General features: G+C 71.5%; 10 protein-coding genes and 2 pseudogenes. 6 read left to right on the top strand and 6 right to left on the bottom strand.

Going from position 1 to position 10,752, the window contains the following annotated elements; translation table 11 throughout:
• The 4 genes and pseudogenes from ACFWVV_RS36885 to ACFWVV_RS36870 all read right to left on the bottom strand — a co-directional run.
• A pseudogene (locus ACFWVV_RS36885) lies at window positions 1-387 on the bottom strand (hypothetical protein); the annotation flags it as partial.
• Window positions 388-422: 35 nt separating this feature from the next.
• Window positions 423-941, bottom strand: a complete 519-nt coding sequence (locus ACFWVV_RS36880) for a hypothetical protein (RefSeq protein WP_384358814.1) — start codon at window positions 939-941, stop codon at window positions 423-425.
• A gap of 26 nt (window positions 942-967) precedes the next feature.
• A complete protein-coding gene (locus ACFWVV_RS36875) occupies window positions 968-2,377 on the bottom strand; it encodes an NAD(P)/FAD-dependent oxidoreductase (protein ID WP_384358812.1) in 1,410 nt (469 codons plus the stop codon).
• Between the two features lie 381 nt (window positions 2,378-2,758).
• On the bottom strand, window positions 2,759-4,204 hold the full coding sequence (locus ACFWVV_RS36870; RefSeq protein ID WP_384358810.1) for an FGGY family carbohydrate kinase: 1,446 nt from the start codon (window positions 4,202-4,204) through the stop codon (window positions 2,759-2,761).
• A 233-nt stretch (window positions 4,205-4,437) separates the two neighbouring features.
• On the opposite strand from ACFWVV_RS36870, the gene ACFWVV_RS36865 reads away from it, so the two are divergent.
• The 5 genes from ACFWVV_RS36865 (at window position 4,438) to ACFWVV_RS36845 (ending at window position 8,343) form a co-directional block, all read left to right on the top strand.
• Window positions 4,438-5,451: a hypothetical protein gene (locus tag ACFWVV_RS36865; RefSeq protein ID WP_384358808.1), complete on the top strand. Its 1,014-nt coding sequence runs from the start codon at window positions 4,438-4,440 to the stop codon at window positions 5,449-5,451.
• Between the two features lie 25 nt (window positions 5,452-5,476).
• Complete coding sequence (locus ACFWVV_RS36860; RefSeq protein ID WP_384358806.1) at window positions 5,477-7,012, top strand: amino acid permease; 1,536 nt, start codon at window positions 5,477-5,479, stop codon at window positions 7,010-7,012.
• Window positions 7,013-7,689: 677 nt separating this feature from the next.
• On the top strand, window positions 7,690-7,851 hold the full coding sequence (locus ACFWVV_RS36855; protein WP_384358804.1) for a hypothetical protein: 162 nt from the start codon (window positions 7,690-7,692) through the stop codon (window positions 7,849-7,851).
• A complete protein-coding gene (locus ACFWVV_RS36850) occupies window positions 7,848-7,988 on the top strand; it encodes a hypothetical protein (protein WP_384422915.1) in 141 nt (46 codons plus the stop codon). The genes ACFWVV_RS36855 and ACFWVV_RS36850 overlap by 4 nt, the downstream gene beginning before the upstream one ends.
• Before the next feature lie 181 nt (window positions 7,989-8,169).
• Window positions 8,170-8,343: a hypothetical protein gene (locus ACFWVV_RS36845; protein WP_384358802.1), complete on the top strand. Its 174-nt coding sequence runs from the start codon at window positions 8,170-8,172 to the stop codon at window positions 8,341-8,343.
• Window positions 8,344-8,903: 560 nt separating this feature from the next.
• On the opposite strand, the gene ACFWVV_RS36840 is transcribed toward ACFWVV_RS36845, so the two are convergent.
• Entirely contained in the window at window positions 8,904-9,056 is a 153-nt protein-coding gene (locus ACFWVV_RS36840; protein WP_384358800.1) for a hypothetical protein, read from the bottom strand.
• Between the two features lie 806 nt (window positions 9,057-9,862).
• Here ACFWVV_RS36840 and ACFWVV_RS36835 point away from each other — a divergent pair.
• Entirely contained in the window at window positions 9,863-10,444 is a 582-nt protein-coding gene (locus ACFWVV_RS36835) for a phosphatase PAP2 family protein (protein ID WP_384358798.1), read from the top strand.
• 33 nt (window positions 10,445-10,477) lie between these two features.
• Here ACFWVV_RS36835 and ACFWVV_RS36830 read toward each other — a convergent pair.
• A pseudogene (locus tag ACFWVV_RS36830) lies at window positions 10,478-10,642 on the bottom strand (transposase); the annotation flags it as partial.
• Between the last annotated feature and the right edge of the window lie 110 nt (window positions 10,643-10,752).

Raw genomic sequence — 10,752 nt, 5'->3', positions numbered from 1 at the left:
GTGGTGGGGGGGGTGTGGGGGGGGCCGGGGGGGGGGGGCCACCTGGGGGGGGCGCTCCCCTGACCCCCCGCCCGCCCCCCCCACGACCGGGCGGCGCCAGGACCGTGTGGCGGCAGGACCGTGTGGCGGCAGGACCGTGCCCTCCCAGCCCTGGCGCGCCCAGGCGTCACGCACCGCGCCCCACACCGGATGCGCACCCGCGGCGGCCGACCAGTAGATCGACCCGCCCTCGAACACCGTGTACGCGCCCCGCCCGTCCGGCGTGCGCACTTCGTGCGTGGTCGGGCACCGCAGCGGCACGCCGAATGGGCCCGAGGTGCCGAGGCGGACGCGGTAGGGGTTCTTGTGGAAGACGTTCCAGCGGGCGGTCTGCTCGGTGAGCTCCATATTCCGCACGAGGGGGGAGACGGCCACCTCGCGGATCATGCGTACCGACCGGTGCGGTGCGGTGCGGTGGCGTGCCCGCCCGGGTGGGCGGCAGCGATCAGTTCCGCCAGGAGGCGCCCGGCCAGGTCCTGCTGAATCCGTGGGGGTGTCCGCCCACACGGCGGCGGCCCAGTCGGCCGGACTGCCATCGAAGCACGGCGGCTGGTGACGGGCCAGGTGGCGGCATCGGCGCGGGTGCCGGCCGCCGCGGTCCGCATGCGGTCGGCCGCCTTGTGCTCGGCGTCGAGCGCCGCCTGCAGCAGGCGTTCGGCCACCAGGATCCAGTCGCGGTCCCGGTCGCCAACCGGCACCGCGCACGTCCAGTCGGCGGCCATGCGCAGCACCGGGCCTGGGGCCGGGCCGGTCTCCTCCCCCACTGCGGCGTCGGCGTCGTGCTCGTCGAGGACGGCGCGCATTTGTGCCGGTCCCGCCACCGCGGCATGACGGCCGGCCAGGCTCAGCAGCGCGTCCAGTGCGGCCCGTCCGGTGGTCGGCCACGGCCTCTCGGCGCCCACGCCTGCCGGATCCAGGGCTGGTCGCGTCAGTCCTGCGGCACGTGCTCCTCGTACAGGGCGCGGACCGCCGCGCTGCACTGCGCCCCCTGGCAGTGGCCGGACTCCACGCGGGTGCGACGGCGCAGGCCGCCCGGGGAGCGAGCGGGAACGGTGGCGGTCAGGGCGTCACGGATCTCGCCCCGGGTGACCGACTCGCACGGGCAGACGATGTCCCCGTAGGCCGGGTCCCGGGCGATCAGGTCGGGGCGCCGGTGGGGGCGGGGAGTGGCTTCGCCGATGTTCGGCATCCGGAGCGGCGCCAGGTCGGTGCGCCGGTCGCCGGGCGGCAGCTCTCCCTGCTCCTCCAGCAGGCCGACGACGTACGAGGCGATGCCCATCGAGGCGCTGAGGCCGGTGGAGCGGATACCGCCCACGGTGACGTACCGCAGGCCCGGGTGGGCGCGGATGCGGTAGTCCTCGTGCCCGGTGGCCGCGCGCAGCCCCGCGTACGACGTGATGACCTGCTCCTTGAGGAGGTCCGGCATGATGCGGCGGCCCTGGTCGAGGAGGTGGGCGCGGCCTTCGGGGGTGGTGTGGTGGGCCGTCTTGGCGTCGTCACCTGTGAGGTCCTCGGCGGTGGGGCCGAGGAGCACGTTGCCGAAGACGGTGGGGGTGACGAGGACGCCCTTGCCGAGTGCGGTCGGGACGGGCAACAGGATGTGCCGGACGAGAGCCCGGGACGGTTTGGCGAAGACGAGGAGCTGGCCGCGGCGTGGGGTGATGGTGAAGTCGTGGACGCCCAAGAGGCGGTCGACGTCGTCTGCGTGGAGCCCGGCGGCATTGACGAGGAGGTGGGTGCGCAAGGTGCCGCGGGTGGTGCGGACCTCATGGCCTTCGGGGAGCGCGGTGACCGCCTGCACCCGGGTGTTGAGGTGCAGCTCGACACCGGCGCGGACCGCTTGGGTGGCATGGGCGAGGGTGGTTGTCCAAGGGCAGATGATGCTCTCGTCCGGCACTGCGAGTGCTCCGACGGCTCCGGGCCCGAGGTGTGGTTCGCGGCGGTAGAGCTCGGCGGGGGTGAGTTGGCGGGTGTGGGTGCAGCCGTTGCGAGCGGCCTTGTCGGCGAGCGCGGGAAGGGCGGCGAGTTGTTCGTCGTTCCAGGCCACGAGGAGGGCACCGGTCCGCTCGACGGGGATGCCGCACCGGCTCGCGTGGGCGAGCAACTGACGTCGTCCTTCTCGTACGAGCCGGGATTCGAGCGTGCCGGGGGTGGCGTCGAAGCCGGTGTGGAGGATGGCGGTGTTGGCTTTGGACGTGCCGTTGCCGACGTCGTCGGAGGCCTCTACGAGAGCGATCCGGAGCCGGGGGTGCCGGGCCAGCTCACGGGCGATGGCGGCGCCGACCACGCCGGCACCGATGACGGTGATGTCGTAGGGGGCGGGGTCGTCGGGCAGCATGGGGGCTCCTCCAGGGGCGTGGTGCCGGGCGGGTTGCTCGGGGGCGTGGTGCGGGGGGTGTGGTGAGGGTGAGCGGGGTCCGGGAGCCTGCCGTGGGCAACTGGGGGCCTGGGGCCGAGGGGTGGGGCCTCGGCGGGTGGGGGCCTGGGTCGAAGGCGTGGGGCTTGGGCGGGTGGGGTGGGGGCCTGGGGCAGAAAAGTGGGGCTTGGCTGGGGGCGAGTTCGGACTGGCGAGCGGTACGCCCGGCAGGCGCGACAAGGCGGCCGGGCAGGCCCGGCGGGGCGGGGGGACGAGCCGTACAGGGCATCGTCGGCGGCAGCCGCCGGCGATGCCGGGGGGCCTGGGTGCGGGTGGTGGGTGGGAGGGCAGCGGCCGGGGCGGTCAGTGGCTGTCTACCGCTCTGCGGAACGACGCCCTTCGTTGTTCCGCCTCGTCCGGTGACATCCTCGGCTCGTAGACCGCCGAGGGCCTACCCGCCGAGGGCAGCGCGTCCGTGACGTCGAGGTGCGGGTACAGGCCGAGACGGGCGGCCGTTGCCACTCCCAGCGCCGTCGCATCGGGCAGTTCCGCGACGACGACCGGGAGTTGCAGCAGATCGGCCTGGGTCTGCATGAGGAGTGCGGAGCGGGTCAGACCGCCGTCCACCCGCAGTTCGCGCAGCCCCGCGCCCAGGTCCCGGCCCACCGCGTCCGCCAACTCCGCGACCTGGGCCGCGATTCCCTCGCACAGTGCCCGCACGAGGTGGCCCGGCGTGGTGTCCAGCCCGAGGCCGGTGAGGGAGCCCCGCTCCTGCGGACGCCACCACGGTGCCGCAAGGCCCGCCAGTGCCGGTACGAAGGTCACTCCCCCGCTGTCGGGGACCGTGGAGCCCACCCGGTCCAGGTCTTCGGGGCCGTTGATGACACCGAGGTCCGTCAGCCAGCGCACCGCCGACGCGGCCGTGTACACCTGGCCGTCGAGGCAGTAGTCGGTACGGCCGCGCAGCTGCCAGGCCACGCACCCGGCCAGGCCCGTGGTGGGGCGCACCGGCCGGCTGCCGGCCTGGGCGAGCAGGAACGCCCCTGTGCCGTAGGTGCACTTGGCGGATCCCGCCTCCACCGCGCGCTGTGCGAGGAGCGCGGCCTGTTGGTCCACCAGCAGTCCGGTCAGCGGGAGTTCGTCGCCGAAGGCTTTCGTCGTACCCACGTATCTGTCGGAGGCGACGATCTCCGGAAGGTCCTCGTGGGTGAGGCCGAACACGTCCAGGGCGGTCCCGGACCACGCCACCCGGTCGAGGTCGAGGAGCTGGGTGCGGCCGGCGGTCGACGCGTCGGTGACGAACGCCCCGGTGAGTCGGTGGACGAGCCAGGCGTCGCTGGTGGTGACCACTCCGGCGCGGGTGAGGCGGCGCCGTATCCAGGCCATTTTGGGGGCGGCGAAGTAGGGGTCCAGGGGGAGGCCGGTGAGCGCCTGCAGCTCGGGGGCCTGATCCACCAGTTCCTCGCACAGTTCCGTGGCCCTGCGGTCCTGCCAGACGATCGCGTCGGTGAGCGGTTCGCCGGTCGCCGGGTCCCAGGCCAGGACCGTCTCGCCCTGGTTGGCGAGTCCGACGGCGGCGACGGGCTCGCCCGCCGCGGCGAGCGCGCACCGGCCGGCCTCCACCACGGAGGCGTACAGCTCGGCGGGGTCCACCTCGACGCGACCGCCGGGCAGGTGGCGGGGGCGTACCGGTGCCTCACCCGTACCGAGCACGCCCCGCTCGGGGCACACTACGAGGGCCTTGGTCCCGGATGTGCCCTGGTCAACGGCCAGTACCGGCGCGTCCCCACCCGCAGATCCCCTTGCCATTCCCGCACCCCTCGCCCTGTGATCGACGCCGAAAGACTGGGCCAGCTCCGCAGTCGCAGTCAAGAGGCGACCGGTGAAGTGGCTCGCCGGCCCGGGCCTTCGCGGCAAAAGCTGGACCGGGACGCCGCATTCATGGTCAACTACACGCCGTCCCAACCGGGTTGACCCGACGAAGCACACGGCGGAACGGAGTCTGCCGGACCGCCCCCCGCCGCACCTGAGGACCAGTAGAGATGCCCAGCGACGAGTTCCGTCCGGTGTACCACCCGGCGGGCCATGACGCCGAATTGCGGTTCGCTGTCCAGGAGTTACGCACCGGCCGGTGGGTGGCGATGCGGAACCTGCTGGCCGGCACCGTCGACTGGGCGTCGTGGACCCGGCGCACCCAGGTGCTGGCCGCGGTGGCCGCCGGCACCGACACCGTACGCGCCTGGCGCGCGGAGGAGCCGCACAGTCTCGCTGCGACGGTGATGCACACCCGGGTCACGGTGGAGCGTGCCTCCCGCGCACACCGCGAAGCTCATCCGCAGACCACCGCGTTGTGGCACGAGGCATGGGAGGCCTGCCAGGTCTGTGCCCAGCAGGCTCCCGACGATCCGGTGCCGTGGGTCTGCCTGCTGGCGCTCTCGCCGCTCGATCGCAGACAGCGGGTGGCCGAGCACCGGATGCCTCCGCCGGGACCGATGCTCTTTCCCGGTCCGTGGGGCCTGCTGAACGAGGTCGTCAAGCGCGATCCGGACAACCGCGAGGCCCATCACCGGATGCTGCAGTTCGTGTACGCGCGCAGCCCGCGGGGCTCGTTGCCCGAGGCCGTGAACTATGCGCGCTGGGCGGTGGGCACCGCCCCCGTGGGGTCCGCGGTGCACGTGCTGCCCCTGTACGTGCGCATCGAACGCTACCGCCGCGAGCGCGGCCAGGACAGGGCCCTGGACCTGCACTGGGTGACGGACGACGCGATCCGGGACGCACAGCACGCACTGCACCAGTGGTTCGACGGCACCGGCGGCGGCTCCGGCCCGGCCGATCCCGCCGCGCACTCGCTGCTCGATCTGAGCCATCTCGCCCACGCTCTGTGGGGCGCCCACCAGTTCTCCTCGGCGGCACGGGTGTTCGAGGCGCTCGGGCCCTACTACGCCACCGTCCCCTGGACGTACCGCATTCGCGACGACCAGGGCGACCCCGCGCGCGAAGCCGAGGAGCTGTTCCTGCGCGCCCGTACCCGTTCGCTCCAGCCACCTCCCCCGTAACCGATCCCCCACCGGAGGAACACCCGTGTCCATATCGCCACCGAAGCAGACCCGGGCGGAGCCGCCCGCCCAGCGCGACGAGGAGCAGCGGCTGCGCGAGCTCGGCTATCAGCCGGTGCTGGCCCGCAGGATGGGCGGCTTCGGCAACTTCGCCATCAGCTTCTCCGTCATCTCGGTCCTGTCCGGCTGCATGACGCTGTACGGCTTCGGTCTCGGTACCGGCGGACCCGCGGTGATGATGTGGGGCTGGCTCGGGGTCGGCCTGTTCGTGCTGACCGTCGGTCTGGCGCTGGCCGAGGTGACGAGCGCGTACCCGACGTCAGGGGCGCTGTACTACATGGCCGACCGGCTCGGTGGCCGCAAGTGGGGCTGGTACACCGGCTGGCTGAACCTGCTGGGGCTGCTCGGTGCGATCGCGGGCATCGACTACGGTGCGGCGCTGTTCACGGGTGCGCTTCTCAACCTGCGTTTCGGCTTCGAGCCGACGCCGGGCTCCACGATGCTCATATTCATGTGCATCCTGCTGCTGCACGCCGTGCTGAACCTGTTCGGCGTACGGCTGGTCAGCGTGCTCAACTCGATCAGTGTGTGGTGGCACATCGCAGGCGTCGCCGTGATCGTCGGCGCGCTGGTGATCGTCCCGGACCACCACCAGTCGGCGAGGTTCGTCTTCACCGAATTCGTGAACGACACCGGCATCGACAGTCCGCTCTACGTGGCGGCCATCGGGCTGCTGCTCGCGCAGTACACCTTCTCCGGTTACGACGCGTCGGCGCACCTGTCGGAGGAGACGTCGAACGCCTCGGTGGCCGCTCCGCGCGGCATCGTGCGGGCGATCTGGGTGTCGTGGATAGCGGGCTTCGCCCTGCTGGCCGGCCTCACCTTCGCCATCCAGGACTACGCGGGCACCGTGGGCAGCGCGACCGGGGTGCCGCCGGCGCAGATCCTGCTGGACGCGCTGGGTTCGGGGGGTGCGACGGCGCTGCTGCTCGTGGTGATCGTGGCGCAGCTGTTCTGCGGCAACGCGGAGGTCGCGGCGGCGAGCCGGATGGTGTTCGCGTTCAGCCGTGACAACGCGTTGCCCGGCTCGAAGCTGTGGCGCAGGGTCAGCAGCCGCACCCAGACGCCCGTCCCCGCGGTGTGGCTGTCGGTCGGCGTGGCCTGCCTGATCGCGGTGCCCTCGCTGTACTCGGCGACGGCGTACGGCGCCGTCACCGCGATCAACGTCATCGGCATCACGCCCGCGTACGCCATCCCGATCTTCCTGCGGCTGCGGGCGGGAGACCGCTTCGAGCCGGGGCCGTGGAACCTGGGCCGGTGGAGCAAGCCGGTGGGCTGGTTCGCGGTGTCGTGGGTGGCCGTGGTGACGCTGCTCTTCCTGCTGCCGCAGAAGGCGCCGGTGAACTGGGAGACGATGAACTACGCGGTGATCGCGCTGGCCGCGGTGCTGCTGCTGGCGACGGCGTGGTGGTACGCGGCCCGCAGCTCGTACGGGACCCCGTCGGAGGCGGCGTACGGCACCAAGCGGGAACGGGAAGAGATCGCGGAGGGCATCGTCTGACGCCCCCGCCCTGTCTGCCACCCACCACGTGCCGCCCGCCGCGTGGTCTTCCCTCTGGTCCGCCGGGCGAGACCGGTGAGGAGCGGGAGAGCACCCCGACGGCGCAGACGGGGCGGTGGCGCGGCGTCATACGGATTCGCTCGCCCTGACCCGCATCGGCAGTCACCTCGGCGACCAGCTGCGCTGCCCCATCGCCTTCGAGGCAGCGGTCACCGCGGCTGCCTGGCCCGACAACCACCGACGCCTCCTGGGCCGCCTGAAGAGGGCGAGCGGCCGGTCAAGCGCACCAGGACGACAAGTGGAAACTCAACCTCGCGGCAGCGAAGGCATTCCACGCCCGAGAAGGGCACCTGGTGGTACCGCGGAAGCACGCCGAGCATGTGGGAGACGCCCGGCAGACCGGGAAGCGCTCAGGGGGGCGCCGGCGGCGTTGACGTGATGGCGGTGAAGCTCGGGATGGTCCTGGACAACACCCGCAAACGCGCCGACAAACTCACCCACGAACGACAGACCGAACTCGAGCACTGGGAATGCGATGGGCAACGGCAAAGAAGGCGGAGCGGTCGTAGTGAACGGTTTGCGGGAGGCGTTGGCGGAGGCCTCGTCGTCATCGTGGGTACGGCAGGCGAAGCCCTTGCGCGGGCAGTGGTAGGGCTGATGACTGTCACGCCGACTGGATGCAGACCGGGGTCGACGAGGCGATCACCGATGGCGCCGGCGTGAGGGGCTTCCTGGAGCTGTGCGAAGAACTCACCCGGGCCCCGGACGCAGAGATCCGTCAGGGTGCCGCGGACATCCGGACCTGGGTAGAGAAGAAGGAAGGCTGGGCGGCACGATGAACACGGGGGCACACACCAGCGGACCCGTAGACCGGGCAAGGGAAGACGTACGAGAAGGCGACGCAGATGCGGCGCCGACGGTCGCCGTGCGCTCCTACGCCGACTTCGCGGTCCACGCGCGCCTCGATGACGCATGACGGGAGGAAGTCCTGCCCGTCCTGCGATCCGCCTCACCGAACAGGAACGCGGGTGTACGGCTGAGAGCAGGATCAAGAAACAGAACGACGGAGGCCTACTGGCCCGCCTGGACGACATCGATTGGTCCCGGCTCCGCCCGTCTACGGCAGCGCCGACGACGTCCCGGCCGGCTGACGCCTGGTGGGCGGCGACGACGATAATCCCTGCGGGAACGCCTGGCTCCGCCTCTTCAACGCGGTCTTCCACCGGGGCTCCCGCTACCTCGCCTCCGCCGCAGCCGTGCCGTACTTCGCACGTATCGCCACCATCGGCCGCCACGCTCGTACGGGAGCGGCGGGAGCACGGTCACGCTGACGATTCCGGGCGTGGGATGCGGGTCCGCCCCCGCGCTCACCAGCCGATCGTGGGATGCATGCCGTTGCAGCCCGGCTCTTGGATCGGGCAGGACGGGTGCACTTCGAGCTCCTCCCGGGGCGGGGGCTCGGGCGGGAGCGGCAGTGGAAGCGGATTCTCGAACGCCTCGCAGCCGCAGCCAGCGCACGGCCCGGCGTACAGGGGGTCGCCGTGCCGGAAGCGTGCGTCACCGCACCGGCATCTGTTCGTCGCCCAGGACATCGTCCCCGCCCCCCTGTCGCCACCGTGGACAGTCCAGGCTATTGCGCCGGAGCCCTGCGCCACCATGGTCTGCGCACCCCGATCCGTCTGCCACCACGGTCGGGCCCCGCCTCCCTTCCCGCGTGACAGGCGGGCCAGTCGTTTCGGCGGCAAGGGACGGACGCACCAGCGGATGGCCGGTGAGCGCGGCACGGGGGTGGCCGTTCCTGCGCGTAGTACGGCATCAGCAGCGGCACCGCCCACCTGGACGCAGAACATCGCCAATGCCCTCCGCCGGCGGGACTCGGGGTGCAAGAGTCTCAGCGACGGCCCGCTGCGCCCGCTAGTCCCGTGCCGACAATGACGTAGGCGACAAGTGCGAGGGTCGGCACGTGACCGCCTGCGCGGTCGATGTCGTCGATGGAGTACCCGCAGACCTCTGCCCAGACGAGTCCGCCGACGAGCACGGACATGGTCCTGTGTCGGTGGCGCGTGCAATGAGGTCGTGGAGTGGTTCGTTCGTGGCCAGACGCTCGGCGAGGACGTGCTCCAAGGCGAACAGGGAATGCGTGACGGCGACGGTGGCGAACTCGTACCGGTAGTAGGAGGGCCGGATGAGTTCGCGGGAGGTTTCCATCGCACTCATGACGTACATCGATGCGCCGCCCGGCAGGACCAGGTCGGCAACCAGGGCGTGCATGCCCGCGTAGTCGAGAGCGAGGCCACGGGTGCGCGGGTCCTGTACGGGCAGGAGAAGTGGGCCGGTCGGCGGTGGCAGGGAGTTCACCAGTGCGGTCTTGTCCTTGGAAGGTTGTCGGTGCCATCGGACTTGCTCCGGCCGGCTGATGATCCGCTGCCGCAGGTCGTCACTGGCCCGGTCCGACCTCAAGGGCCTTACCCCGGTTACGAGTTCGGCGGTTCCGCTAGTGCAACACCACGTGCACCCGGCGGACCTTCGTGGAACAGATACCCGGCCTCGCCCGCAGTTACGGCCGGCGCACCGAACGGCTGCGATCCACTCTTGCCGCAGCGGTCTTGCCCTCGACGGGCTGGCACCCGGCTGGCTTCCGCCCTGAGGGCGTGTCCGTCAGGAGGAGCGCGATCCTGCGCCTGGTCGGTGCTCTTCCTGAGCCGGAGGTGCCCGCGGCGCGGGTGGACGGCAACGACGAGTACGCCACCCGCAAAGGGCGCCACTACGGCACTGTGCTGGTGGAGGTCCCCTTCACACGGGACACCGGGCGTGTAGTCCTCCAGGCCCAGCGGCAGCAATCATTTGTGCATGTCAGGCGTGGTGGAGGGAAGCTGCCTGCACATGAGCGGATTGGCTGATCTGAAAGAAGGCGACCGTCGACTCACCCGCCGCATGGCCCACTGGACCTCGCCCTTGGCGCGGCAAGTGCTGCCGGTGGTGGAGTCGGCGGCCGAGCACACCAAGTTGTGGTGGGCCGCGGCGGCGGTGATGTCCGCCGTGGGCGGACACCGGGAACGAAAGGCGGCAGTCGCGGGACTCGCCGGCATGGGTGTGGCCGAGCTGCTGTCCAATGCGGTGTGCAAGCAGCTCTACGAGCGGCGCAGACCCCCCAAGGAACTGATCCCCCATGACGATGTCTGTGACCGGCCGGACAGCTCTTCGTTTCCTTCCGGGCACACTGCCGCCGCGGTTGGTTTCGCCGCCGCTGTCGTCGGCACCAGCCCGGGGTGGGGTGCGGCCTGCGCGGTACCGGCGGCGGCGGTCGCCGTGGAAAGGGTGCACTCCGGGGCGCACTACCCCAGCGACGTAGCCGTCGGCGCAGTGATCGGCCTGGCCAGTGCCTGGGTGATCCGCCGGGCTCCCCGGCTCTGGCTGCGCCGCCTGCTATGAAGCGCCATCCTCTGCTGGTGATCGACACCGACGCCGTTCCGCCATCGGCTGCATCGACTTCCTGCGGCCGTCCAGCAGCAGTCCCCGCAGATATACGGCACCCTTCTCACGCTGATCCTGCCGCACCAACGGCGCGAACACCTCGGACGCGAACTCCTCCAGCCGAACCCGAACCGCCGCAAGCTCCCCAACCCTCATACAGGCCGCGAACTACCCCCCGTTATGTTTTTCGCGGTCCTGCAATGGGGCCGCTGGCCTCCGGGCCCGGTATGACTGTGTCCCCTCTGTCGATCGGATGACCTGGGGGG

The sequence above is a fragment of the Streptomyces sp. NPDC058663 genome (assembly GCF_042716745.1).
Classification (GTDB): Bacteria; Actinomycetota; Actinomycetes; order Streptomycetales; family Streptomycetaceae; genus Streptomyces.
The sequence above is the reverse complement of the archived record's forward strand: the minus strand, read 5'-3'. Positions and strand labels throughout refer to the sequence as shown.

What these genes read in the sequence shown, in the direction of transcription:
- ACFWVV_RS36875 (WP_384358812.1), bottom strand. Translation starts at nt 2,377, where the DNA reads ATGCTGCCCGACGACCCCGCCCCCTACGACATCACCGTCATCGGTGCC.
- ACFWVV_RS36870 (WP_384358810.1), bottom strand. Translation starts at nt 4,204, where the DNA reads ATGGCAAGGGGATCTGCGGGTGGGGACGCGCCGGTACTGGCCGTTGAC.
- ACFWVV_RS36865 (WP_384358808.1), top strand. Translation starts at nt 4,438, where the DNA reads ATGCCCAGCGACGAGTTCCGTCCGGTGTACCACCCGGCGGGCCATGAC.
- ACFWVV_RS36855 (WP_384358804.1), top strand. Translation starts at nt 7,690, where the DNA reads ATGCAGACCGGGGTCGACGAGGCGATCACCGATGGCGCCGGCGTGAGG.
- ACFWVV_RS36850 (WP_384422915.1), top strand. Translation starts at nt 7,848, where the DNA reads ATGAACACGGGGGCACACACCAGCGGACCCGTAGACCGGGCAAGGGAA.
- ACFWVV_RS36840 (WP_384358800.1), bottom strand. Translation starts at nt 9,056, where the DNA reads ATGTCCGTGCTCGTCGGCGGACTCGTCTGGGCAGAGGTCTGCGGGTAC.
- ACFWVV_RS36835 (WP_384358798.1), top strand. Translation starts at nt 9,863, where the DNA reads ATGTCAGGCGTGGTGGAGGGAAGCTGCCTGCACATGAGCGGATTGGCT.